The sequence below is a fragment of the Amphritea sp. HPY genome (assembly GCF_050870985.1).
In the GTDB taxonomy this organism is placed as follows: Bacteria; Pseudomonadota; Gammaproteobacteria; order Pseudomonadales; family Balneatricaceae; genus Amphritea.
The window spans coordinates 4,916,849-4,942,061 of record NZ_CP194015.1; the positions used below are offsets into that span (position 1 = coordinate 4,916,849).

At 50.6% G+C, this 25,213-nt stretch carries 25 protein-coding genes; all 25 read left to right on the forward strand.

What is annotated here, in order from left to right:
* Positions 1 to 118: 118 nt before the first annotated feature.
* The 25 genes from ACQUQM_RS21815 to ACQUQM_RS21935 all read left to right on the forward strand — a co-directional run bounded on the left by ACQUQM_RS21815 (position 119) and on the right by ACQUQM_RS21935 (position 25,209).
* Complete coding sequence (locus tag ACQUQM_RS21815) at positions 119 to 376, forward strand: DUF4212 domain-containing protein (protein ID WP_432471974.1); 258 nt, start codon at positions 119 to 121, stop codon at positions 374 to 376.
* Positions 377 to 410: 34 nt separating this feature from the next.
* Positions 411 to 2,219, forward strand: coding sequence for a sodium:solute symporter family protein (locus tag ACQUQM_RS21820; protein WP_432471975.1), 1,809 nt, complete (start codon positions 411 to 413; stop codon positions 2,217 to 2,219).
* A gap of 214 nt (positions 2,220 to 2,433) precedes the next feature.
* Positions 2,434 to 4,269 (forward strand): DUF294 nucleotidyltransferase-like domain-containing protein, encoded by a 1,836-nt coding sequence (locus tag ACQUQM_RS21825; protein WP_432471976.1) that lies wholly within the window; start codon positions 2,434 to 2,436, stop codon positions 4,267 to 4,269.
* An 8-nt stretch (positions 4,270 to 4,277) separates the two neighbouring features.
* Positions 4,278 to 4,904, forward strand: coding sequence for a 3'-5' exonuclease (locus tag ACQUQM_RS21830; RefSeq protein WP_432471977.1), 627 nt, complete (start codon positions 4,278 to 4,280; stop codon positions 4,902 to 4,904).
* A 177-nt stretch (positions 4,905 to 5,081) separates the two neighbouring features.
* A complete protein-coding gene (gene fliE, locus ACQUQM_RS21835; protein WP_432471978.1) occupies positions 5,082 to 5,429 on the forward strand; it encodes a flagellar hook-basal body complex protein FliE in 348 nt (115 codons plus the stop codon).
* A gap of 90 nt (positions 5,430 to 5,519) precedes the next feature.
* Positions 5,520 to 7,226, forward strand: coding sequence for a flagellar basal-body MS-ring/collar protein FliF (fliF, locus tag ACQUQM_RS21840; protein ID WP_432471979.1), 1,707 nt, complete (start codon positions 5,520 to 5,522; stop codon positions 7,224 to 7,226).
* On the forward strand, positions 7,219 to 8,232 hold the full coding sequence (gene fliG / locus ACQUQM_RS21845; protein ID WP_432471980.1) for a flagellar motor switch protein FliG: 1,014 nt from the start codon (positions 7,219 to 7,221) through the stop codon (positions 8,230 to 8,232). The genes fliF and fliG overlap by 8 nt, the downstream gene beginning before the upstream one ends.
* A 5-nt stretch (positions 8,233 to 8,237) precedes the next feature.
* Positions 8,238 to 8,987 (forward strand): flagellar assembly protein FliH, encoded by a 750-nt coding sequence (locus tag ACQUQM_RS21850; protein WP_432474864.1) that lies wholly within the window; start codon positions 8,238 to 8,240, stop codon positions 8,985 to 8,987.
* Complete coding sequence (gene fliI, locus ACQUQM_RS21855) at positions 8,977 to 10,356, forward strand: flagellar protein export ATPase FliI (protein ID WP_432471981.1); 1,380 nt, start codon at positions 8,977 to 8,979, stop codon at positions 10,354 to 10,356. The genes ACQUQM_RS21850 and fliI overlap by 11 nt, the downstream gene beginning before the upstream one ends.
* A gap of 6 nt (positions 10,357 to 10,362) precedes the next feature.
* Positions 10,363 to 10,806, forward strand: a complete 444-nt coding sequence (gene fliJ / locus ACQUQM_RS21860; RefSeq protein ID WP_432471982.1) for a flagellar export protein FliJ — start codon at positions 10,363 to 10,365, stop codon at positions 10,804 to 10,806.
* Between the two features lie 136 nt (positions 10,807 to 10,942).
* Positions 10,943 to 12,919: a flagellar hook-length control protein FliK gene (locus tag ACQUQM_RS21865; protein WP_432471983.1), complete on the forward strand. Its 1,977-nt coding sequence runs from the start codon at positions 10,943 to 10,945 to the stop codon at positions 12,917 to 12,919.
* A 122-nt stretch (positions 12,920 to 13,041) separates the two neighbouring features.
* The gene (locus ACQUQM_RS21870; protein WP_432471984.1) at positions 13,042 to 13,569 is read left to right on the forward strand and encodes a flagellar basal body-associated FliL family protein; all 528 of its coding nucleotides are present in this window, start codon (positions 13,042 to 13,044) and stop codon (positions 13,567 to 13,569) included.
* A 13-nt stretch (positions 13,570 to 13,582) separates the two neighbouring features.
* On the forward strand, positions 13,583 to 14,566 hold the full coding sequence (fliM, locus tag ACQUQM_RS21875; RefSeq protein ID WP_432471985.1) for a flagellar motor switch protein FliM: 984 nt from the start codon (positions 13,583 to 13,585) through the stop codon (positions 14,564 to 14,566).
* Between the two features lie 12 nt (positions 14,567 to 14,578).
* The gene (gene fliN, locus ACQUQM_RS21880; protein ID WP_432471986.1) at positions 14,579 to 14,980 is read left to right on the forward strand and encodes a flagellar motor switch protein FliN; all 402 of its coding nucleotides are present in this window, start codon (positions 14,579 to 14,581) and stop codon (positions 14,978 to 14,980) included.
* A 5-nt stretch (positions 14,981 to 14,985) separates the two neighbouring features.
* A complete protein-coding gene (gene fliO, locus ACQUQM_RS21885; protein WP_432471987.1) occupies positions 14,986 to 15,426 on the forward strand; it encodes a flagellar biosynthetic protein FliO in 441 nt (146 codons plus the stop codon).
* A gap of 23 nt (positions 15,427 to 15,449) precedes the next feature.
* Positions 15,450 to 16,187, forward strand: coding sequence for a flagellar type III secretion system pore protein FliP (gene fliP / locus ACQUQM_RS21890; protein WP_432474865.1), 738 nt, complete (start codon positions 15,450 to 15,452; stop codon positions 16,185 to 16,187).
* A 12-nt stretch (positions 16,188 to 16,199) separates the two neighbouring features.
* Positions 16,200 to 16,469: a flagellar biosynthesis protein FliQ gene (gene fliQ, locus ACQUQM_RS21895; RefSeq protein WP_432471988.1), complete on the forward strand. Its 270-nt coding sequence runs from the start codon at positions 16,200 to 16,202 to the stop codon at positions 16,467 to 16,469.
* Positions 16,470 to 16,475: 6 nt separating this feature from the next.
* Positions 16,476 to 17,258: a flagellar biosynthetic protein FliR gene (fliR, locus tag ACQUQM_RS21900; protein WP_432471989.1), complete on the forward strand. Its 783-nt coding sequence runs from the start codon at positions 16,476 to 16,478 to the stop codon at positions 17,256 to 17,258.
* Positions 17,259 to 17,260: 2 nt separating this feature from the next.
* On the forward strand, positions 17,261 to 18,397 hold the full coding sequence (flhB, locus tag ACQUQM_RS21905; protein WP_432471990.1) for a flagellar biosynthesis protein FlhB: 1,137 nt from the start codon (positions 17,261 to 17,263) through the stop codon (positions 18,395 to 18,397).
* A gap of 231 nt (positions 18,398 to 18,628) precedes the next feature.
* On the forward strand, positions 18,629 to 20,740 hold the full coding sequence (flhA, locus tag ACQUQM_RS21910; protein WP_432471991.1) for a flagellar biosynthesis protein FlhA: 2,112 nt from the start codon (positions 18,629 to 18,631) through the stop codon (positions 20,738 to 20,740).
* A 35-nt stretch (positions 20,741 to 20,775) separates the two neighbouring features.
* Positions 20,776 to 22,356, forward strand: a complete 1,581-nt coding sequence (gene flhF, locus ACQUQM_RS21915) for a flagellar biosynthesis protein FlhF (protein ID WP_432471992.1) — start codon at positions 20,776 to 20,778, stop codon at positions 22,354 to 22,356.
* Between the two features lie 27 nt (positions 22,357 to 22,383).
* Positions 22,384 to 23,199 (forward strand): MinD/ParA family protein, encoded by an 816-nt coding sequence (locus tag ACQUQM_RS21920; RefSeq protein WP_432471993.1) that lies wholly within the window; start codon positions 22,384 to 22,386, stop codon positions 23,197 to 23,199.
* 26 nt (positions 23,200 to 23,225) lie between these two features.
* On the forward strand, positions 23,226 to 23,936 hold the full coding sequence (locus tag ACQUQM_RS21925) for an RNA polymerase sigma factor FliA (protein WP_432471994.1): 711 nt from the start codon (positions 23,226 to 23,228) through the stop codon (positions 23,934 to 23,936).
* An 80-nt stretch (positions 23,937 to 24,016) separates the two neighbouring features.
* Positions 24,017 to 24,391 carry a chemotaxis response regulator CheY gene (locus ACQUQM_RS21930; protein WP_432474866.1) on the forward strand — a complete coding sequence of 125 codons (375 nt, stop codon included), beginning with the start codon at positions 24,017 to 24,019 and terminating at the stop codon, positions 24,389 to 24,391.
* Positions 24,392 to 24,396: 5 nt separating this feature from the next.
* Positions 24,397 to 25,209, forward strand: a complete 813-nt coding sequence (locus tag ACQUQM_RS21935) for a protein phosphatase CheZ (RefSeq protein ID WP_432471995.1) — start codon at positions 24,397 to 24,399, stop codon at positions 25,207 to 25,209.
* Positions 25,210 to 25,213 lie beyond the last annotated feature (4 nt).

Sequence of the window (25,213 nt, forward strand, 5' to 3'; positions counted from 1 at the left end):
CTTTACGTTTGTTCTGATCAGACCAAAGTAGGGGCTTTGTTTGCTATGCCAGTTTGTTAAATTCTAATGGTCCACAACTTTTACTTAATCTAATAACAAAAAAATAAGGATGGTGCCGATGTCTACTAATGACAACGCTCAGGCCTATTGGTCCGAAAACCTGCGCATTATCATTACGTACCTGTCTATCTGGTTCGTAGTCTCATATGTGTGCGGTATCCTGCTGGTTGACCAGCTCGACGCAATTCCGTTTTTCGGTTTCCCACTGGGTTTCTGGATCGATCAGCAAGGGTCTATTTTTATCTACGTTGCTCTGATCTGGGCTTATGTAGTTAGCATGAATAAACTCGATGAAAAATACGACGTTCACGAATAACAATAACAATAATTAATTATAGGACGGCATAATTATGAGTCTTGATTTACTTACTTACCTGTTTATAGGGGGCTCTTTCGCACTCTATATCGGTATCGCAATCTGGGCCCGTGCAGGGTCAACTAAAGAGTTCTACGTTGCTGGTGGTGGTGTGCACCCGATCGCAAACGGTATGGCAACTGCAGCTGACTGGATGTCTGCGGCTTCCTTCATCTCCCTGGCGGGTCTGGTATCTTTCATCGGTCGTGATGGTAGTGCTTACCTGATGGGCTGGACCGGCGGTTACGTGCTGCTGGCAATGCTGCTGGCGCCTTACCTGCGTAAGTTTGGTAAGTTTACCGTGCCGGACTTTGTTGGTGACCGTTTCTACTCTAAAACAGCGCGGCTTATCGCGATTATCTGTACTATCGTTATCTCCTTCACGTATGTGGCAGGTCAGATGCGTGGTGTAGGTATCGTATTCTCCCGCTACCTGCATGTTGACATCAATACTGGTGTAATCATCGGTATGGCGATCGTATTCTTCTATGCTGTACTGGGTGGTATGAAAGGTATCACTTATACACAGGTTGCTCAGTACTGCGTACTGATCCTGGCGTTCATGGTACCGGCATTCTTCATGTCTATGCAGATTACTGGTCACTTCCTGCCACAGGTTGGTCTGGGTGCGACGCTTGATACAGGTATGTCAGTTCTGGCTACGCTGGATCAGCTGTCTGTTGACCTTGGTTTTGCTGAGTATACCGCCGGTAAGAAATCGACTATCGATATCTTCTGTCTGACAGCTGCGCTGATGGCCGGTACTGCAGGTCTGCCACACGTTATCGTACGTTTCTTCACTGTGCCTCGTGTAAAAGACGCGCGTACTTCTGCTGGTTGGGCGCTGATCTTCATCGCTATCCTGTATACATCAGTACCAGGTGTTGCTGGTTTCGGTCGGGTTAACCTGATTCAGACTGTTAACGGTGCGGATAACGCTGGTACTGAATATGCAGCAATGCCTCAGTGGTTCAAGAACTGGGAAAATGCGGGTCTGCTGGGCTGGCACGATTACAATGGCGATGGCAAGGTTCAGTATGCTGCCGGCGCTGCGTTTGACGGTGCTAAAGGTAAGCCTGCGTTTGATGGCGATGCCCGTGGCGAACATGGTGAGCGTGCGGTAACTAACGCTAAAGCTAACCCTGTTGCTGTTAATGGTGCTCCATATGCCAACGAGGTGTACGTTGACCGTGACATCATGGTACTGGCTAACCCTGAGATCGCTCAGCTGCCAAACTGGGTAATTGCCCTGGTCGCTGCTGGTGCGGTTGCTGCGGCACTGTCTACTGCGGCAGGTCTGCTGCTGGTAATCTCTACCGCGATTGCGCATGACTTGATGAAGACAATTATCAATCCGAAAATTACCGAGAAACAGGAGTTGATGTATGCACGTCTGGCTGCGATCGTGGCTATCTGTATCGCCGGTTACTTCGGTATCAATCCGCCTGGATTCGTGGCGCAGGTAGTGGCACTGGCCTTTGGTCTGGCTTCTTCCTCCGTATTCCCGGTTATTGTGATGGGTATCTTCAACAAGCGCATGAACAAAGAAGGTGCTATTGCCGGTATGGTTGTAGGTCTGGGTTCCACTATGGCTTACATGATTTACTTCACCTTCATGGGCGGCGATAAAGCTGACCTGTTCCTGGGTATCTCTACCGGTGGCTTCGGTGCTATTGGTATGATCCTGAACTTCATCGTGGCATACGTTGTTTCAATGATGACTCCTCCTCCGCCAGCGGAGATCCAGGAGCTTGTTGAGAAAATCCGTGTACCACGTGGTGCGGGTACAGCTCACGCTCACTAAGATCTGAAAGGATCTGGCTAAATGTAAGGCGCGTCAGCTAAGGTTGGCGCGCCTTTTTGTTTGTCAGATGGATGTCGTTCTGGTTTAGTTAATACAGAAACAGAAAATAGATGTTCTGGCTTTGATTGGTTAAAGCTTCGGTTTAAAGGGTTGGTTACAGACTCTTTATGCAGAGACTTTAGATGGTGCTTATGGCCCTTAAGGAGAGAGATTCATGCCTTCTTCGTTCAAAATGGAAAATATGCCATTCAGCCTGCTGGATGAGCAGGAACAGAATCAGCTGCGCGCCAGCCTGGATATTGGTTATTACCAGGCCGGTGAAACATTGCTTGCCGCCGGTGATGTGCCTGAAGGTGTTTACGTAATACTTAAAGGGCAGGTTGGTGAGAGTGATGTAGTCGTGTCCGATGATGAGGAAGACCGGCATGAACATGTGTTTGTGCATTACACCAATGAAGATTATTTCGGTGCCTGGTCGGCTATTCGGGGTAAGGCGATCCATAACTTCATCGCTGAAGAGGAGACTATTTGCCATATATTGCCAACTAAAACTTTGTTGGATCTGTCGGCCAGCAATAGTCGTTTTGCCGACTACTTCCAGCAGAGCCTTTCTGCCAAGACTGAGATACAGGCTCAGGAAGGCGGCGATCAGGATATGGCCGAATTCATGCTGGCACAGATTAAAGACGGTGTGATCCGAGAGCCGTTGATAGTGCTGGAAGGGACTACTATCTATGAAGCAACTCTGATGATGCGTGAAAAGCATGCTGATTGTGTGCTGGTTAAGCGGGGAAATCGTTACGGTATGGTAACTGGAACGGACCTGCTGGATGCCGTGGTTATCAACAAGCTCGAATTGACTTCTGATGTGGCTGAGATCGCCAGTTATCGCCTGATCTCAACGACCTCAGATGATTACCTGTTTAATGCACTGATTACGATGACCCAACAGCATATTGAGCGGGTTGTGGTAATGGATGATAACCAGCTGGCCGGCGTTGTTGAGCTGACCGATGTGTTGAGTTATTTTTCCAGTCATTCCCATGTTATCGGCTTACGTATTGAGCGGGCCAAGACGATTGAAGATCTGTACGAGGCTGCTCATGGCCTGAATGATCTGATCAAGGCTCTGGTAACTCATGGCGTTAAAGCCCGCTTTGCTATGGATCTGATCGCGGCAATGAATGGGCGGGTTATCGCTAAACTATTCGATCTGATCGTACCAGTGGATATGCAGCCCCATGTTTGCCTGGTCGTGATGGGTAGTGAGGGGCGTGGGGAGCAGGTTATTAAGACCGACCAGGATAATGCGCTGATCTATCGTGATGGTCTGATCTGGCCGGAGATGCAGGAGACGATGAATAAGTTCAGTGAAACGCTTATCTCGTTTGGCTTTCCGAAATGTCCGGGCGATATTATGGTTTCTAACCCGGCCTGGGTTAAGTCTATCGGGGACTGGACGCAGCAGCTGAGTGACTGGTCATACCGGTGCGAGGGTGAGGCGCAGATGAATCTGGCGATTGCTGTTGATGCACACCCGGTGGCCGGTAATCACGCTTTGTTCAAAACGTCCCGGAACTGGTTTCTGCGGCACCTGCAGGATAATGATGTTTTCTTCTCACATTTTGCCAAGGCGTCGCTGGAGTTTGATACCCCGCTGACCTTCTTCGGTAACCTGAAGGAGAAGGGTGAGCTGGATGTTAAGAAGGGCGGAATTTTCCCTATTGTGCACGGTATTCGTACCATGGCGTTGCAGTATAAAATTCTGGAAACAAATACCTTCAAGCGGATAGAGGCTTTGGTGGAGCTGGGGCAGATGAAAGAGGAACATGGCAGGGAGATGGCAGAGGCTCTGGCGCTGTTTATTCAGACCCGTTTGCGCCAGCAGGTAAAAAGAATTGATGACTCAGCTGATGGCGTAGACCAAACGCCTAATACCATTGAGTTGGCAAATCTGGATAAAATGGAGCGTGACTTGTTGCGTGATGGTCTGCATATAGTCAAAGGATTTAAAAAGCACCTGTCACTCAGGTATCACCTGGGAGGATAAGCCGGAATATGATTATTCCCAGATCGATAAGAAGAATGAAAGAGCGTATGGACCATAAGACGGGTCCATACGCGCACCTGTTTGAACCTTACGACGGTGATGAGGTTGTATCGCTGGACTGTGAAACGACCAGTCTGAATGTAAAAGAGGGCGAAATTTTATCTATCGGCGCTGTAAAGATAAAAGGGCGCAAGGTGATGACCAGTGAACGGCTGGATATCAAGTTGAAACCACCGAAAAGCCTGACAGGTGATTCGATTAAGATCCATAAGATTCGAGCCGCGGATCTGGTGGATGGTGTATACATGGATGAAGCGCTTGAGAAAGTGCTGGAGTTCGTGGGTAATCGCCCGATTCTCGGCTACTACGTCAACTACGATATCCGGATGCTGGAGAAGTACCTGCGACCCCGCTATGGATTTGGATTGCCGGGTAAGGCGATTGAGTTGTCCCATGTTTATCATGACATTATTAAGTGGCGACATGTCGGCGGCGATGTTGATCTGCGTTTTGATACGATCTCTCAGAATCTCGATATTCCAATGCTGGAGCGGCATACCGCATTAGGTGATGCGATTACGGTAGCGCTGATGTATGTCCGACTACAGCATGGCTCACCGCCTAAGGCGAACTGATAACGATAGAGCGTCAAAAAATAAGCGAGCCACTGGCTCGCTTTTTGCATTATATATTATGAAGATTGTTTTTTGACGTTGTAGTGTGACGTTTTATTGGCGAAAGCGGTGGTTTTAATGCTTGCGATGCCTGAGACCTTACTTATAATGTCAATATAATGCCGTTTTGGGGTGGTTATGATTGAGAGAACTGACATTAATTCTGTGCTGGAGCAGATGCGTTCGCTTCAGGCGCAGGCTCAGCAGGGCTCAACGCAGCAAGGTGTCAATCAGTCTGTAGCGATCAATAAGGGCTCAGACGCGCCGGATTTTGGCGAGATGCTGAAAGGTGCCGTTGATAGCGTTAATGAAACTCAGGGTGAGGCCAAGGCTCTGGCAACGGCGTTTGAGCGTGGTGATGCTGGCGTAGATCTGCATCAGGTGATGATCAGTATGCAGAAAGCATCCGTTTCGTTTCAAGCGATGACCCAGGTACGGAACCGTATGGTAACCGCCTATGAAGATATTATGAAAATGCCGATCTGATCGGTGGCTTTTGATTAGTACGGTTTTTCGATTGATTCAACTTTTTATTGGTAAAGACAGATATTCATGATTCGACAGGTGTCCGACTAAATGGATAACGCAACTATGCAAGCAGGAACCGGAAGTGGCGGTGGTCCCGTAACTTTTGGTTTTAACCGCTTAGGGCTTGTGCGTCAGCTGGGGCTGATGGTGGGGCTTGCTGCCACTATCGCCATCGGCTTTGCTGTTGTGCTCTGGTCTCAGGAACCCGATTATCGGGTGCTTTACAATAATGTTGCATTCGCCGACGCCAACGAAATAATTGAGCAGCTACAATTTAATAATATCCCCTATAAATTTGATGCCAGTGGTCGGGCCATTCTGGTGCCTGATGAAAAATTGCATCAGGCGCGATTGCGGTTGGCTGCGGAAGGTTTTACTGGCGACAATACCGTCGGTTTTGAGCTGCTCGATAAGGAGCAGGGCTTAGGTACCAGTCAGTTTATGGAAAATGCCCGCTATCGCAGGGGGCTGGAAGGTGAGTTAGCGCGGACGATTACCAGTATGATCGCGATACGTAAGGCGCGGGTTCATCTGGCTTTGCCTAAGCAGTCAGTATTCGTTCGTGATCAGCGTAAACCGACCGCCTCGGTCTTTCTTGAGCTTCTTGCAGGTCGCAGGCTGGAGCAGAATCAGGTAGCCGCAATCGCTAATCTGGTGGCTTCGAGTATTCCGCAGCTTGCCAGCGACGATGTTACCGTGGTCGATCAGAAAGGCCGTTTGCTGAATACCCGTGAAGCTGATGTCGATGTAGTGCTGGCGGCAAAGCAGCTCGAGTATACCCGCAAAGTAGAAGAGACTATGCTTAACCGGGTCAACAGTATACTGCAGCCGGTATTGGGGCTGGGTAGGTTCCGGGCTGAGGTTTCCACCGATATTGATTTCACCTCGGTTGAGCAGACCGATGAGATTTATAATCCTGAACTGCCTTCTCTGCGCAGTGAGCAAGTCCTTGATGAAAGTACTACGGGTCAGAATAAAGCGTCGGGTGTACCCGGAGCCTTATCTAATCAACCCCCCGGAGCCAGCTCTGTACCTGAAACGACTGCTGACGGTCTGGATGCTGCAGGGGAGGGGGTTCTTGCGCGTCAGGGCGGGCCGAAGAGTGCTCGTTCGCAGGCGACCCGAAATTATGAACTGGACCGCTCTATCAGCTATACCCGGCATCAGATGGGACAGGTAAGGCGTCTGTCCGTCGCAGTCGTGGTTGATGATCTTTCGACAGTTAATTCGGACAGCGGCGAGGTTACCCGAACACCCTGGAGCCAGAATGAGTTAGATCGTTTAACAATCCTGGTACGTGATGCGGTCGGTTTTTCTGCCGCCCGTGGTGATAGTGTTAACGTAGTGAACTCTCCTTTTGCAGTACCTGAAGCTTTTGTTGAAGAGGAAGTTCCTATCTGGCAGCAGGAATGGGTCTGGGATATCGCAAAACAGGTATTGGCGGGGCTGTTTGTGCTGATATTGGTGTTTGGTATTCTGCGACCGATTATGAAAAATCTGGCCGGTGCGGCGGCTCAAAGTACCGATAAAGACGCTGCTGAAGGTGAAGCTGGCGGTATTGGGGCAGAGCTTGAATCCCTTGAAATGGCGGATATTTCTAAGGATCAGGTGACCTTTAGTGGCATCGATAATGCGTTGGCACCGACCCCGAATGAAACCTATGAGTACCAGTTGAATGCTATACGTAGCATGATCGCTGAAGATCCGGCCAAAGTGGCTCAGGCGATTCGTCAGTGGGTGGTTGAAAATGAATGATCAGGTAGAGTCTTCTGTAGAACTGACCAATATCCAGAAAGCGGCGGTACTGCTGATTTCGTTGGGTGAGAATGATGCGGCTGAAGTGTTGCGTTATCTTGGCCAGAAAGAGGTGCAGCAGATCGGTCTGAGTATGAGTAATCTGGATAATATTCCTCAGTCCACGGTTGAATCGGTAATGGTCGATTTTATGGAGTCGATTAGCGACCAGACCAGTATCGGTATCAATAATGATCTTTATATCAAGGAGATGCTGAATCAGGCGTTGGGTAATGAAAAGGCTCAGTCGTTGGTCGATCGTATCCTGATGACAACGAATACCTCGGGTCTGGAGACGCTGAAGTGGATGGAGTCGCGTCAGGTTGCCGATATTATCCGCTATGAGCATCCGCAGATTCAGGCGGTGGTGCTGGCTTATCTTGATCCCGATCAGGCCGCCCATATATTGCAGCGTTTTGATGAAAATGTACGCCTTGAAATTATGATGCGAATCACCTCTCTGGATCAGATTCAGCCGTCAGCATTGCAGGAATTGAACGACATTCTGGAAGCTCAGTTTACTGGTGCCGGTAGCCAGGCAGCCAGCCTTGGAGGTCTTAAGACCGCAGCAAATATTATGAACTTTGCTGATAGTAGTGTTGAGCAGGAGTTGATGGAGAAGATTAAAGAGGTTGATGAAGCGCTCAGCGATCAGATCTCCGAAATGATGTTTGTATTTGATAATCTGGCGGATGTGGAAGATCGGGGTATTCAGGTTATTCTTCGTGAAATTAACACCGAGGTTCTGATAGTAGCCCTTAAGGGTGCTGATACCTTCTTGCAGGAAAAAGTTTTCAAGAATATGTCGAAGCGGGCGGCAGAGTTGCTGCGTGATGATCTTGAGGCTAAAGGTCCGGTACGGGTAAGTGAAGTTGAAGATGCTCAGAAAGAGATTCTTTCTGTGGCTCGCCGTCTGGCTGATGAAGGTGAAATCATGCTCGGCGGTGGTGGCGAAGAGATGTTGTAATAGTGATGAAAGCGGTCGATAAGTCGGTTATCCGGATTCGGGCTGAAGATGCCAGGGCTGCAGCGTTGTGGACGCTTCCTGTGGTGAAAAGTGCGCATGTCGTGGGTCTGCAGGAGAAAGCCGAGGCCTTTGAGCCGGTCACTGTCGAAGATGAGATTGTTGCCGAAAAGGTGACGGTCTCCGAACTAGAAAAAATTCGCGAAGATGCCTATCAGGAGGGGTTGGCTCAGGGGCGTAAGGATGGTCTTGCCCAAGGGGTGGAAGAAGGTCGCGAAAAGGGGCTGCAGGACGGTCTGCTTGCCGGTCAGCAGCAGTTAGATCAGCGCTTACAATCTCTGGCTGAGGTTTTTAGTGAGTTGGAACAGCCGTTGCAAAAACTGGATGTTCAGATTGAAAATCTTGTTGTCGATCTGGTACTTGAGTTAAGCCGGGCTGTAGTTGAGCATGAGTTGACAGTTGCACCTGAAGCTATCGCTGGCGCAGTTTCTGATGCGGTTGCCCAATTGCCCCATGGCTCTTCAGAGGTTCGTATCAAGGTTAATCCAGAGAACGTCGCCAGCCTTTCTGAGCTGGTCGCCGAGCATGAGCGCTGGGTTCTGGTTGAGGATGTCTCACTGTTGCCGGGTGGCTGTAAGGTCTCAACCAGTAATACGCTGGTCGACAACTCTGTCGAAAGTCGTTTCGAAGCGGTCGCAAAGCAGTTATTACACGCCCTGGCTCAGCCTCCGGTGGATGGTTCTTCAGATGAGCAATAAGCGTCTTTTAGATCGCTTGTCCCGCCTTAAAAGTCTGCAATACTCGGTTCCCGCGCCAGTCGCTCAGGGCCAGATAACCCGTCTTATAGGTCTTACCCTTGAAGCTGTTGGTATTAAAGCTTCTATGGGTGAGTACTGCATGATCTATCCGGATAAAGGTGATCCTGTGGAGGCCGAGGTGGTTGGTTTTTCCGGTGATCGAATCTATCTTATGCCGATCGATCTTGTCGAAGGATTGTCGCCGGGAGCGTTGGTTCGACCTATAGCCGGTGGTGGTGATGTGCAGGTTGGTTTTGAGCTGTTGGGCAGGGTAGTCAGCGGGGTTGGTCAGCCGCTTGACGGCAAAGGTGAGCTGGGTTGTGAGCAAAGTGTGTCGTTGCAGGGGCGTGCAATCAACCCTTTAAGCCGGCAGCCTATCAATCAGACGCTGGATGTCGGTATCCGGGCAATAAATTCTCTGTTGAGTGTTGGGCGTGGTCAGCGTCTGGGATTGTTTGCCGGAAGTGGTGTCGGCAAGAGTGTTCTATTGGGCATGATGACCCGCTTTACTGAGGCCGACATTATCGTGGTTGGTCTGATTGGTGAGCGGGGACGGGAAGTAAGAGAATTTATCGATCATAGCCTGGGCGCTGAGGGTATGGCGCGTTCGGTGGTGGTTGCATCGCCAGCCGATGAATCACCGTTAATGCGGTTGCGGGCTGCGCAGCTGGCAACACGGCTGGCTGAGTACTTCAGGGAGCAGGGCAAGAATGTTCTGCTGCTGATGGATTCGCTGACCCGTTACGCTCAGGCGCAACGGGAGATCGCCTTAGCAGTGGGCGAGCCGCCGGCCACTAAAGGCTACCCACCATCGGTATTTGCCAAGTTGCCCAAGTTGGTTGAGCGAGCCGGTAATGGTGATCATGGCAGCGGCTCTGTTACCGCTTTCTATACGGTGCTGACAGAAGGTGATGATCAGCAGGATCCGATTGCTGATTCAGCCCGGGCTATTTTGGATGGCCATATAGTGTTGTCCCGAAATCTGGCTGAGCGGGGCCATTACCCTGCAATCGATATTGAACAGTCGATCAGCAGGGCGATGCCGCAAATCGTCGGTGCAGATCATCTGCAGGCGGCGATGGCCTTCAAGAAGCTATACTCAAAATACCAGCAAAATAGCGATCTGATCTCGGTGGGGGCCTACGTGCGGGGTAGCGATGTAGAGACTGATTTTGCCATCGAGCGGATGCCGTTGATGAATGCCTTCCTGCAGCAGGGGTTGGATGAATCTTATCAGTTTCAGAAGAGCCTTACCGATCTGGCGTTAGTGTTGACGCCGAATCCTGCAGGTACGCAGCAGGCCGCCCAGCAGCAGATCCAGATGGGGTAGTGACTAATGGCTAAGCGTTCAAAACGATTGCAAGTAGTCCTGGATCTGGCCGAGCGAAAGCGTAAACAAGCCGACCAATTACTGGCTGAAGCGCAGAATAGGGTGCTTCAGGATCAGCAAACGCTGGAACAGTTGCAGCAGTATTACAGTGAGTATGCGAATAACTTTTATGCCGACGGTGCTGCGGGTGTGAGTGTTTCTCAGTTGCATACCCATCAGGCATTTATGCATAAGCTGCGCCAGGCAATAGCTCAGCAGCAGCAAGCCCGACAGATTAATGAGGACCAGTTGGCGCGGGTTAAGGAGCACTGGCAGTCTGTTTACGGTCATTTCAAGGCGATCGATTCACTGGTGGAAAAAGCCCGTGATGAAGAGCGTATCCAGGAAGAAAAATCGCAGCAGAAACAACTCGATGAGCGATCGCAGCTGATCAGGCCCCCTTATATCTGATTCATATTCGTGTTGTTCGGCTTGAGTATCCGATTGTCGGTATATTGACGCTTTTTATGTGGCCGCTGTTTTTTATCCGATTGGCACTTTTTATGCAGTAGTCTAGGTAATAGGTAATCTGCACTTGGAGTGCTGCATGAATCAATCTTTGCCGGTTTCAGCCGGAATCGGATCTTTATTAAGCCCTGGTAATGGTGCGGGTCGCCCGGATGGTGCGGCTGTAACACAGCCTGATATCGCTGGCTTTGACTCCGTGATGGGGCATGCTGCGGCACAGAGTGAAGCCAAGCCTCAGTCAGGGGAGGTTTCATCAAAGGTTGGCGACGGAGAAGGTTTGCCGGTCAGAGGCGATTCTTTGCCGGAGAGTAATATGGCAGAGGTTGTTTCGACGGCGGCCGTTGAGCCGGGGCGATCTGTAGCAAGCGAGGCTGAATCGATAGTTCAGAATGTTGCGGCAACGGTCGCCCAGATCAGTGGTTTTCGGGAGGCTGACCTTGGTGTTAGCGGTGGGATACTGCGATCCGCTGCTGAAACTCCAGCTGCTCTGGCGGTGCAGGAGCGTATTGCTGCGCTTGCATTATCTGAGGTTGTGGATAAGACAAGGAGGGGGGCAGGTGATGGTACTCCTTTGGCTGCTGAGAGTTTGGCGGCAGACTCTGCTTTAGATAGCTCAGCCCTGAAAGGCGCTGTGTCGGCTGAGTCTGCATCACCCGTAGCTGGGTTAAATAGTCCACTTGATAAAGGCGCTGGGCAAAGGCAGTCTAGCCCCGCTGATACTGTTTCTCCAGAGTTGGCTGTCCGGCGAGTAGCAGAGGCTTTCAGGCATTCTGAGAGCAGTGCTGCCGTAAAACCAGGTGCAACCGGTCAGACCGCAGGTGTTGAGCAATCTGTTGTTGATCCTGTAATGCCGTCTGCAACCGCTCATGAAGAGGCATTGTTAGCGGCGGTGCAGCGGGGTAATGAGCAGCTGGCCGGGCAATCGCAGCAGGTTGCTGCTATCGATACTGTTGCTGAGAATATTCCCGGAGCCGCCGTAGGCAATGTTACTGCAGGGGGGCAGCAAGGCGGGAGGGATGTAGCTGCTGTTGTTGATTCTGTAGCGCCGCAGGTTAGTGTTATCGATGAGCAGGTTGCGTTTGTTGCTCAGCCGGAAGAGGCTCAGGCACAATCCCAGGCTGTGGGTCAGAATGTTGATCAGAGTAGAACAAGCGCTACAGATATTGCGCAGCCCTTGAGCCAGGGTACGGTTGTAGATGTAGCTCCTGTGGATACAGCAGTGCATCGTGATATTGCCGGGTGGGCTGCTATTGAACCCGACTCCCTGCAGCGCTCCGGTTCGAGTTCGCAGGCGTTGGAAAGCCGGTCAGCTGTTGTATCGTCTAATGTAGTGTCGACTAATGCAGCGTCGACTAATGCAGCGTCGACTGTCGCAGCCGATAGTAAACCATTGGGTGAAGATACTCATAGTCAGCCGGCATCACCAGTGTCTCAGAAGTTGGCGCCGGGCAGTCAGTCTGAGCAGGCGCTAAAACAAACCGGTGATGGCTTGATGGAGTCGGTGGCGAGTGAAGCTAATACTAAAAATCTGTCTAAAACCCAGGCTCTTGCGGAATCTTTTGCCGCGAGTCTGGCTAATAGTACCGAGCGTGCTGCTAAAGTGGCAACTGAACCCCAGGTCCCGACATTGCCAAATGGTGTTAAGCCCGGAATGCCGGCCTGGAATCAGGCCATTAATGAGCGGATTATGATGCTATCCTCCCAAAATGGGCGGTTTGTAGAGATTCAGCTTGATCCACCGGAGTTGGGTAGTTTGCAAGTGAAGCTGCAGCTGAAGAATGATCAGGTCAGCGTCGTCTTTAACACCCCTCATGGCAGTGTAAGGGAGGCTTTAGAGCAAGGTATGCCAAAGCTGCGGGAGATGTTTGAAGAGCAGGGCCTGAACCTGGCTGATTCATCTGTTGAAGATCAGGGGGCGGGGCAAAGTGGTGCCGACCAGGAGGGTGAGTCGCAACAGGCTGCGTCGAGTTATGGTGAGTTTGATAGCGGGTCTGCGGCTGAATCTGTTACGGGTGTTGAGCAGGCTTCTCTGTCGTTGGTGGATTATTATGCCTGATAATCTTGGCTGAACAGATCCTATCGCTTCTTCCGCTGTCGAATCAGTATGTTATATTAGCGGCATAGTTTTTTTCGAGTGCGGTTGTGCGCCCTGAGCGCTTTGCCAATGGAGCATTGGGTATGGCTGAAGATACTACTGCAGTTGATGCAGAAGAGGGTATGGAAGAGAAGAAGTCGGGAAAGCTGAAGCTTATCCTGATCATCGTTGTTGTTTTGTTGGTACTTGCGCTGGGGGGTGTCGGTGCGCTGCTGTTTTTAGGCGGTGATGATGAGTCTGCCGAACAAGCGGTTGCCGAACCTGCGCGGCCTGCGCAGGCGCTTTATACTAAGATACGAACCCTGGAGGGTAACCCTTCCTTTACGGTAAGCGTTCAAAGTAATGATGGGCGCACCCACTATCTGCAGGTTTATGTCGAGGCTAAATCTAGGGAAGATGAAGTCGTGGCTGCAATGACTAAGCATATGCCAAAAATCGTTGCCAAACTGAATCAGCTGTTTTCACGACAGACTCTGGCCATACTTCGTACCGCGGAAGGCAAAAAATCACTACAGCTGGCTGCGCAGCAGGAAGTTCAGGCTGTATTGCAGGAAAAAATAGGCAAGCCGGGTATCGAAAAAATACTCTTTACCGGCTTTATCATGCAGTGATGGGTAACAGGCTATGACGGTAAAAGACCTGCTTTCTCAGGATGAAATTGATGCATTACTGCACGGTGTTGACGATGGTGACGTTGAAACTGAGGAAGAGTTAGCCGAAGAAGAGGGCGAGATTCGGGTATATGACCTTGCCAGCCACGAACGGATAGTCCGTGGTAGGATGCCGACGCTGGAGATGATTAACGAGCGTTTTGCCCGTCATACCAGGATCAGCTTATTTAACCTGTTGCGCCGCAACGCTGATGTTTCCGTTGGCAGTGTGCAGATTATGAAGTATGGCGACTATATTCATACTTTGTATGTGCCGACCAGTATAAATCTGCTCCGGGTGTCGCCATTGCGGGGCACCGCGTTGCTGGTTATGGATGCCAAGCTGGTGTTTAAGCTGGTGGATAACTTTTATGGTGGCGATGGACGTCACGCCAAGATTGAAGGGCGGGAGTTCACCCCAACAGAAATTCGCCTGATTGAGCGCGTTATCGAGCAGTTTTTTGGTGACCTGGAAGAGTCCTGGGCGCCGGTCATGGCACTAAAGTTTGAAGTTAACGGCCACGAAGTAAATCCGGCTATGGCCAACGTCATTAACCCATCTGAGGTAGTCGTGGTGAGCTCGTTCCAGGTCGACCTCGAAGGTGGAACCGGTGAGTTTCATGTGACGATGCCTTACTCGATGCTGGAGCCGATCCGCGATCTGCTTGTTTCCGGATATCATCCTGCTGAAGAGGAGTTGGATGAGCGCTGGCTGGATTCGATGCGGCGTGAGGTTATGGTGGCGCCGATGGATATCTCGCTGAAGGTTGCCGAGCGAAAGATGACGCTGAGAGATGTGCTGGAATTTGAGCCTGGTGATATTATCCCGGTTGATATCCCGTCGGAATTGCCTTTGTCGATAAACCGGGTTCCGACTTTTTCCTGCAAACTGGGAACCTCCCGTGGCAATCTGGCGGTAAAGATTGTTGATCAGATAAAAGAACATAGAGATGAATAAGCGTGGTCACTCATGAGCGATGAAGAGATAGGTAGTCAGGATCAGGATGCGGCTGATGATTGGGGCGCTGCGATGGAAGAGCAAGCGCAGTCTGAGGCTGCGGGTCAGTCTGTCGGGCTGGATGAGCTAAGCGATGATGGAGCGCCGCTTAGCAACCCAAATCTCGATGTTATTCTGGATATTCCGGTTAAATTATCGATGGAAGTCGGGCGCACAGATATTGCTATCCGCAACTTATTGCAGCTGAATCAGGGGTCAGTCATTGAACTTGATCGTGTTGCTGGTGAGCCTCTGGATGTAATGGTCAACGGCACCCTGGTCGCCCATGGTGAAGTGGTGGTGGTCAATGACCGTTATGGTATACGCCTTACCGACGTGATCAGCCCGCAAGAACGCATAGATAAGCTGAGGTAGTGCTGTTGCATTACGTAGCTGGTTTTCTGGCGTCAGTTTCAGTTCTGTTTGCGCAGCCTTTATTTGCGGCTGTCGCGTCTTCCGCTGCGCCAGTAGTGGTAAAGCCTGCCTATGTTGAACCTTTTAATAGTGGTTCACTGATGCAGTTACTGTCAGGTTTGATTCTTGTTGTTACGCTGATTTTTGTACTGGCCTGGTTTTTAAAGCGCTTTACCGGCATGCCGGGACAGAACCGCGCGCTTAAAGTCGTCGCTTCCGTGCCTTTAGGTACCCGTGAAAAACTGGTTTTAGTCGAGGCCGGAAAAAAACAGCTGTTACTTGGAGTTGCGCCTGGGCGGGTTAATCTGATTGAAAGTTATGATGAGCCTCTGATTGAGTCGGCTGGGCAGGGTGGTGAATTTGCTGCACGCTTGCAGCAGGTGTTGAACAGGAAGGATGCCGAGTGAAGCCGCAGGGTCTGATTAAGCATATGTTGCGTTTGTTACTGCTGATAGCCTCTTTGGCTCCGTCACTGGTACAAGCAGCAGACACGGGTATACCGGCGGTAACCCTCACCACGAATCCCGATGGTAGTGCTGATTACAGTGTAACGATCCAGATTCTTGCGCTGATGACCATGCTGACATTCCTGCCGGCGGTCATGATGATGATGACCTCTTTTGCGAGGATTATTATCGTTTTCGCCATTTTACGGCAGGCGTTGGGTTTGCAGCAGACGCCGTCTAACCAGATTATGGTAGGCCTGTCGCTGTTTCTGACGTTGTTTATTATGTCGCCGGTGCTGGATCGGGTGAATGAGACGGCGGTGCAACCCTATCTCGATGAGCAGGTTACCTCGCTTGAGGCGGTACAGGCTGCGAGTATACCTTTTCGTGAATTCATGCTGGCGCAGACCCGCGAAAATGATCTTAACCTGTTTATGGATATCTCGCGTACGCCTGCGGTTGAGACGCCCGAAGATATTCCGTTTACGGTGTTGGTGCCATCGTTTATCACCAGTGAGTTAAAAACTGCTTTTCAGATCGGCTTTATGCTGTTTATACCGTTTCTGGTTATCGACCTGGTAGTTGCCAGTGTGCTGATGGCGATGGGTATGATGATGCTGTCACCGGTTATTATCTCATTACCGTTTAAGATTATGTTATTTGTTTTGGTCGATGGCTGGGTTATGGTTGTCGGAACGCTAGCCAGCAGTTTTGTAGTCTGACGAGAGGTCGCTATGACACCTGAGATGGTACTTGACCTGTTTGCTGAAGCGCTCTTTCTGGTGGTGGTGCTGGTAGCCGTTATCGTGCTGCCATCGCTGGCGGTGGGTCTTGTGGTATCAATGTTTCAGGCGGCAACCCAGATTAATGAGCAAACGCTGAGTTTTCTGCCTCGTCTGCTGGTGACGCTGGCTACTATTATGATGGCCGGGCCCTGGATCCTGACCCGCTTGCTGGACCATTTCAATAATATCTTCGCCAATATACCTCTCTTGTTAGGGTGATTGGGTATGGAGTTTTCTTCACTACAGATTGAGCAGTGGGTGGCTCAGTTTCTGCTTCCTTTTTTTCGCATTGCGTCTTTCTTTATGGTTATTCCAATGGTCGGAACTCAGTTGGTACCGGCGCGTATCAGGATGGGGCTGGCATTGGCTATGACCGTAGTGTTAGTGCCTGTTCTGCCAGACATGCCTCCGGTTTACGGTATGTCACTCGATACTTATATTCTGATTGCTCAGCAGGTTCTTATTGGTACTGCATTGGGTTTTGTGGTGCAGGTTCTGTTTCAGGTCTTTGTTATGGGAGGGCAGCTGGTTTCATCGCAGATGGGTCTGGGTTTTGCCTCTGTCAGTGACCCCGCTAACGGTGTCTCGGTGGTGGTGCTGTCACAGTTCTATCTGACGATGGTTATGTTGCTGTTTCTGGCGTTCAATGGCCATCTTGTCTTGTTTGAAGCGCTGGCGCGAAGTTTCTATGTACTGCCGGTGGCTGATGGTGGAATGCCTGCTGCCGGTTTTCTGGCGTTGGCCCGCTCGGGTAGCTGGATGGTGGCCAGTGGCTTGTTAATGTCATTGCCCGCGGTGACCGCTTTGCTGGTAATTAACTTTGCCTTTGGTGTGATGACTAAGGCAGCGCCGCAGCTGAATATTTTCGCTATCGGCTTTCCGTTTACTATGATGATGGGGTTGCTGATAACCTGGGCTAGTCTGGAAGGGTTTCTGGGGCAGTATCAGCGTTTTACTCAGCTGGCTTTTAATTACCTCGATTATATACTGGGCGTTGGAGGGCTGTAGATATGGCTGAAGATAGCGGCCAGGAAAAAACCGAAGAACCCACACCCAAACGGCTGCAAGACGCCAAAGATAAAGGCGATGTGGCCCGATCCAAAGAGCTGGCCACAACAGTTCTTTTGCTGGCTTCTGCTGCCGCTGCACTGATGTTTGGCGGTCAGGTGGCTGACGCCATGTCCGGCATGATGGAATATAATTTCAAACTCGATCGGCAGGCGGTCTTCGATAGTAATCTGATGTTTACCCATTTGGGGAATTCCCTGCGCGAAGCGTTCGCTTCCGTGGCGCTGTTTTTTCTTATTATGCTGGTGGCTGCAATCGTTGGGCCCCTTGGTCTGGGGGGGTGGAATCTTAGCCTTAAGGCGATGGCGCCAAAGTTCAGTCGCCTCGACCCTTTGGCGGGGCTGAAACGGATGTTTTCCCTGAAAGCGTTGCTTGAGCTGTTTAAGGCGCTGGCTAAGTTTCTGCTGATCGGATCGTTATCGTTTTTAGTACTTATCGGATCCAAGCACGCCTTGTTTGCTTTGGGGGCTCAGGATGTCATGCCGGCAATGTCCGCTGCGGTAGAATTAGTGATCTGGGCGTTCCTGATTATGAGCTCGACGTTGATTCTGATTGCGCTGATCGATGTGCCGTTCCAGATTTACGACTATACGAAAAAACTGAAAATGACGCTTCAGGAAGTCAAGGATGAGATGAAAAATACCGAAGGTAAGCCTGAGGTAAAAGGGCGGATTCGGCAGTTGCAGCGTGAGATATCTCAGCGCAAGATGATGAGCGCTATCCCGGAAGCCGATGTGGTGATAACTAACCCGACCCATTATGCGGTCGCACTTAAATATAATCAGGCGGGTGGTGGCGCGCCGATGCTGGTTGCTAAAGGTGCTGATTTTATCGCTCTGAAAATCCGGGAAGTCGCCAATGAGTATGATATTCCGGTGCTGTCTTCGCCGGCGCTGGCGAGGGCGATCTATCACTCGACAGAGTTGGAAGAAGAAATTCCGACCGGGCTGTTTAAAGCAGTCGCTGAAGTGCTGGCTTATGTGTTCCAGTTGAAGCGCCATCAGCAGCGCCAGGGCCCGGCTCCACGAGAGTTGGGGGGCGATATGGATATCCCGGAAGAATACCGTAAGGACGAATAGTTTTCAGCGGTCAGTATCTTACATCCGCCCCCTCCATTCTATCCTCTCGTTATTATTTGGCGGGATTCTTGCTGTATTTTCACCATAGTGGGTAAAGCGTCAAAAAATTGATGTTTTGTGACGCTTATTGGTGTTATTTTTGTTTTCAGAGAAAGTATATTTTTTATTGATGTTTTTTTGACGCTTTTGTTTCGATTTAAGGCGTTAATGGTCTAACCGAGCAGGTATTGAGTGGACAGAACCGCTATTTATAGTAGTGTGCGTAGCGCCAGCAGAGGGAATCTGGGTATCCCGATTTTGCTGCTGGTGGTGCTGGCGATGGTTACCCTGCCGATGCCGCCTTTCCTGCTGGACGTACTTTTTACGTTTAATATAGCGCTTACAATCGTGGTGCTGCTGGTTTGTGTCTATGCTATGCGGCCGCTTGATTTTGCGGTATTTCCCACTATTTTGCTGATCGCAACGCTGATGCGGTTGGCGCTGAATGTCGCTTCAACACGGGTTATATTGTTGCATGGTCACGAGGGTGGCGATGCTGCGGGTAAAGTGATCGAGGCGTTTGGTGAGGTCGTAATCGGCGGTAACTATGTCGTTGGTCTGGTGGTGTTTCTTATCCTTGTAATTATTAACTTCGTTGTAGTTACTAAAGGTGCAGGCCGTATTTCTGAAGTGAGCGCTCGCTTTACGCTTGATGCAATGCCAGGTAAGCAGATGGCTATTGATGCCGATCTTAATGCCGGACTGATCGGCCAGGATGAAGCAAAGCTGCGTCGTCAGGAGGTTACCCAGGAGGCTGATTTCTACGGCTCGATGGATGGTGCCAGCAAGTTTGTTCGTGGCGACGCGGTTGCCGGTATCCTGATCCTGGTGATAAATATTCTCGGTGGTCTGGGTATCGGCATGGTGCAGCATGACCTGTCATTTGATCTTGCAGCCCGTTATTACTCGTTGCTGACCATCGGTGATGGTCTGGTAGCGCAGATACCTTCATTACTGCTGTCGACAGCTGCGGCTATTATGGTTACCCGGGTGAATGCCTCCCATGACATGGGGAGTCAGATTATCGGTCAGTTGTTCGGTTCGCCAAAAGCTTTGGCGGTGGCTGGAGGGATCCTGTTCGTGATGGGCTCAATTCCCGGTATGCCCCATGTCGCGTTCCTCTCTCTGGCCATTGTTGCCGGGGTTGGCGCCTATTATATTCATCAGCGTAACCTCCAGATTGAGCAGAAACAGGCGGCACAGGCTGCTGAACAACCGAAACAACCGGCTCAGGAGCAGGATGTTAAAGAGCTGGACTGGGATGACGTCATGCCGGTGGATATGATCGGCCTTGAGGTGGGTTACCGGATGATCCCGATGGTGGATAAGCTCCAGGGTGGACAGCTGCTTAATCGGATTAAAGGCGTGCGGAAGAAGCTATCACAGGATCTTGGTTTTCTGGTACCTTCAGTGCATATCCGGGATAACCTTGATCTGCTGCCGGGGGCTTACCGGATTACGTTGATGGGGGTCGTGGTTGGTGAGGCAGAAGTGTATCCCGACCGGGAGCTGGCAATAAATCCGGGTCAGGTATTTGGTTCGCTGAATGGTATTGAGGTTAAGGATCCTGCTTTTGGTCTGGATGCGGTGTGGGTTGAGCAGAGTCAGAAAGAGCAGGCGCAGACCCTGGGCTATACCGTAGTCGATGCCGGAACTGTAGTGGCAACCCATCTGAATCAGATTCTGCAGGCTCACTCGCATGAGTTGTTAGGGCATGATGAAGTACAGAAGCTGCTGGATCTGCTGGCTAAAACGTCCCCAAAACTGGTAGAAGAGTTGGTTCCAAACAGGCTATCTGTGAGTACTATGTTGAAAGTGCTGCAGAATCTGTTAATGGAGCAGGTACCGATCAGGGATTTCAGAACAATTACCGAAGCGTTAGCTGATGGCGTTGCCCGGAGTCAGGATGCGGTGGCGTTGACTGCGGCGGTCAGAGTGGCGTTGTCGCGACTGATTGTACAGAACATTATTGGTTCAGAATCTGAGCTGCCTGTGATAACGCTTGATCCGCAGCTGGAACAGCTGTTGTTAGGCTCGGTACAGCAAGGTGAAGGTGGCGGTGAAGGTCTGGTTATTGAACCAGGCATGGCTGAAAAATTGCAGAACTCTCTGGCTGATGTGGCGCAACAGCAGGAGATTGCCGGGCGAGCTTCAGTGTTGCTGGTCGCGGCTCCGGTGAGACCGCTGCTGGCTAAGTTTGTACGTTATGGTGAACATCAGATCAGCGTACTTTCTTATCAGGAAATTCCGGAGAATAAGCGGGTAACGATTATTGCAACAGTGGGCGGTCAGGCAAATGGTTAACATAGCCATTAACCGGTTGATGAATAGGGACAGCTATGAAAGTTAAACGCTTTTTTGCCCCGGATATGAGGCAGGCGATGCAACGGGTCCGTGAGGAGATCGGAGCGGATGCTGTTATTGTTTCGAATCACCGTGTTGCTGGTGGCGTTGAAGTCGTTGCAGCGCATGAGCACGAGTATGAAGCTGCGCAGGAAGAGTTTAAGCGTAAGCGGGCGATAGAAAAACGTAAGCAGGCAGATGCCCGCAGATTGAGTGATGAGGATAAGGTTCATAGTAACCTGGCGGAAGAGTTACGAAAGGCGCAGGCCCGGATAGCAACAGCGCAGGTTGGTGGCGAACCTAGTCGGGATAAGAATCGCCAACTTGATAATGATGATGCTGAGCTCAGTGACATTCTGGATACTCTTAAGCAGCGACAGCGGGGGCGTACGCAGCAAACGGTGCGTAACGCTGATAGCAGGCCGGTAGTTGATAATCGGCATTCAGACCCGGGCTCGTCTCTGCTGAAAAGACAGGGGGAGGCGGCTACCAATATTGAATCTGATCAGCGGTTTCAGCCAAAGCTGGACCCTACTCGTTTTGAATCGCCACCTGGTGGTGCTGTTGATAGCGCAGCAGGCTCTCAGGGTTTTGAGCATGAGCAGCAGGTTATTAGTTCAATGCAAGAGGAGATCGCGTCCCTCAAAGCGGTTCTGAAGCAGCAAGCTGCGGCGCAAGAGAATGTGCCCGAGCCGGTTATTCCTGTATCCCCGGTGTCACAATCAAATGTGGCTGAGTCGGTACCTGATCGTGTTGAACGCCGTCTTGAACGTATTGGTTTGGGTCAGCAGTTGAGCCAGCAGCTGACCGGCGACCTGGCTGATCGGGCAGGGCTTGATGATGCCTGGCGCAGCACTCTGACCCGTTTGAGTGATGTTATCCCGGTCAGTGGTGAAGATTTTATTGAGCGAGGCGGGATGATCGCCTTTGTCGGGCCAACCGGTGTCGGTAAAACGACGACTATTGGTAAACTCGCGGCTCGTTACGTGCTTAAGCATGGTAGTTCTAGTGTCGCTCTGGTCACTACCGATTCCTATCGGATAGCCGCCCATGAGCAGTTGCTGACCTTCGGTCGTATTCTTGATGTGCCAGTTCGGGTAGTCGATGAGAATAATCCCCTTGAAGAAGTATTAAACTCGTTACGCAGTAAACGGCTGGTTTTGATCGATACTGCGGGTATGAATGCCCACGAGCCACATACTCAGGCACAGCTGGATATGTTGCTGGATGTGCCGTTACGGTTGAAAAAGCTGCTGGTGCTATCCTGTTCCAGTCAGCGTCATGTTATTGAAAGCGCTTACCAGACCTATACTGCGCTGGGTCTGAATGGTTGTGTACTTAGTAAGCTGGATGAGTCGGGTAATCTGGGTGAAGCGATCGACCTGATCGTAGAAAACGGCTTGCCGGTTACTTACGTGACGGATGGTCAGCGGGTTCCTGATGATATCGATGTGGCTCATAAACGTGATCTGGTGAGTCGTGCTGTAGTTACCGCGCAGAAGGCATCCCGTAGCCACCGATTGTTCAATGAGCAGCAGCGTGAGCGGTTGTCCCATGATGAACAATGGGAGAACTGATGTTGTTATTAATGACAGGAAAGAACAATGAGTAGCCCGCGTCCGGTTAAAGTGATTGCCGTTACCGGAGGTAAGGGTGGCGTCGGTAAGACCAATGTGTCTGTCAATATGAGTCTGGCTCTCGGAGAGATGGGGCAAAGGGTTGTGCTGATGGATGCTGATCTGGGCCTGGCGAATGTTGATGTCCTGCTGGGTGTTAAGGCGGAAAAAAATATTTCAGACGTTCTGTCCGGTGACTGTAGCCTTAAAGACCTGCTGATCAATGTCGATGAAAATGTACGTATAGTCCCGGCAGCATCAGGTACTCAGGAGATGACTTCGCTGAGTGTGCATGAGCATTCTGAATTGATTCACGCCTTTAGTGAGATCGGCGATGATCTGGATGTGCTGGTTATCGATACCGCTGCTGGTATCTCGGATGCGGTAGTCAGTTTCGTCAAGGCGGCACAGGATGTGATTGTTGTGGTCTGCGATGAGCCAACTTCGATTACCGATGCTTATGCGCTGATGAAGTTATTAAATCGTGATTACAATATGACGCGGTTCAGGGTATTGGCCAATATGGTACGTAGCGAGCAGGAGGGCAGGAACATGTTTAATAAGTTATTGACGGTTACTGATCGCTTCCTGGATGTAACGCTTCAATACCTGGGATCAATCCCTTATGATGAATCTGTGCGTAAAGGGGTTCGTAAGCAACGTGCTGTTTTAAAAGCATTTCCTAATAGCAAAGCCGCACTGGCATATAAGCAGTTAGCGACCAGGGTAGAGACCTGGCCGGTGTCTTCCTCATCCAGGGGGCATCTTGAATTCTTCGTTGAAAGACTGGTTAAGGGCGCTTAGTAGTAGCAAAGGAAACGATGGACTGTATGTATAGTCAGACTCAATCCAGAACCAATCAACAGGTGATTGAACAGCATGGGGTGCTGGTCAAAAGAATCGCTCATCATCTGCTTGCGCGTCTGCCATCGACGGTTGTGCTGGATGATCTGATTCAGGCCGGGATGGTTGGTCTGCTGGAAGCGGCAAAGAAATATGATGCCAGCAAAGGTGCTAGTTTTGAAACCTATGCCGGAATCCGTATCCGCGGTTCTATTATCGATGAAGTTCGCCGGGGTGACTGGACTCCGCGTTCGGTGCACCGCAATGGCCGTCGAGTGTCTGAAGCGGTTCAGGCGGTAGAGGCGCGCACCGGAAGAGATGCCCAAGATGGGGATGTTGCCGCTGAACTGAATATAACTGTAACGGAATATCATGCATTATTGAAGGACTCAGCAGAGAGTCGGTTATTCAGTTTCGATAAGCTGATCGGACCGCAGGATGAAGGCCCCGGCGAATCGATCGCGGGCAATACCCCAGATCCGCAGGCTCAGCATGAGCAGGAAGATTTTATTAAATCGATCGCCCGGGAGATTGAAGGTTTACCGGAACGGGAAAAGCTGGTTTTGTCACTGTATTACGATGAAGAGCTTAATCTGAAAGAGATCGGTCAGATTCTGGGTGTCAGTGAGTCCAGAGTTAGTCAGATTCATAGTCAGGCAGCGTTGCGATTACGTAGCCGGCTGAAGGACTGGCGCTAATTCAAGGTTGCCGGAGGTAAAGCAGTAGCGGCAACCAGTATTCTTATTTGCTGCTAGGAGAAGTTGTCTTGAATAAAGACATGAAGATACTTGTCGTTGATGATTTCTCTACTATGAGACGTATCATTAAAAATTTGCTTCGGGATCTGGGCTTTACCAATATTGTTGAGGCCGACGACGGAGCCACCGCACTACCCATTCTTAAAGCTGGCGGCATCGATTTTCTGGTTACTGACTGGAATATGCCGGTGATGACGGGTATTGATCTGTTGAAAGCCGTTCGGGCTGATCCTGGGCTGCGCCACACGCCGGTACTGATGGTGACGGCTGAGGCTAAGCGTGAACAGATTATTTTCGCGGCCCAGGCAGGGGTAAACGGTTACATTATCAAGCCTTTTACTGCGGCTGTTCTGAAAGAAAAAATCGAAAAGATCTTCGAACGTATTCAGGGGTGATTGCAATGGCAAATGCCGGGCTGTATCAGGATAAACTTGGTTTTGAACAGGCGTTGCAGGGACACGCTGACACGTTAGTCAATCTATTGGCAAAGGGCGATATGACTGCAGCAATGCGGCAGATTCAGGCGCTTAACGAGATGCGTCATCAGGCGCTTTATCATGAGGTTGGGAGGCTAACCCGGGCGGTTCATAATACGATTATCTCTTTTACTGACGATGTCACCGCCTCTGAATTGCTGGAAGACTCAAAAGTTCAGATCGCATCTATCGCCGATGCCAGTGATCGGCTTTCTTATGTAATTGAATTGACAGAAAGTAATGCCCATAAAACCATTGATAGCGTCGATGAGTCACTGTCTCTGGTGGCCGAGCTGGAGCAAGGTTTTCTGCGTCGTACCCAGGTACTGGCTGAATTTGAGCCGCTTAAGTCTGGCAATCCCCAGTTGGAGATGTTGTACGATAAAGCGTGCGCTTATGCCGATGATCATTCACAGGCGTTGGCGGCCATAAAAAATCGTATGACCGATATCCTGTTGGCACAGGAGTATCAGGATATTACCGGGCAGCTGATTAAGCGGGTTATTCAGCTGGTTTCCGATATTGAGGATGAGTTAGTTGGCCTGATGGAAGTTGCCTCCAGAGTTAACCGTTTTAGCGGGCTTGAACTTGAGTCTGAACCGGAAGCGCCAACGCCAACGGTGGCAGCACCGGTATCAGTTAAAGGTGAAGGCCCTCAGTTGGCAGGCAGGCCTGCAGCGGAAGTTGCATCCAGTCAGGATGAAGTAGATGACCTGCTTTCAAGTCTGGGTTTCTGAGCGG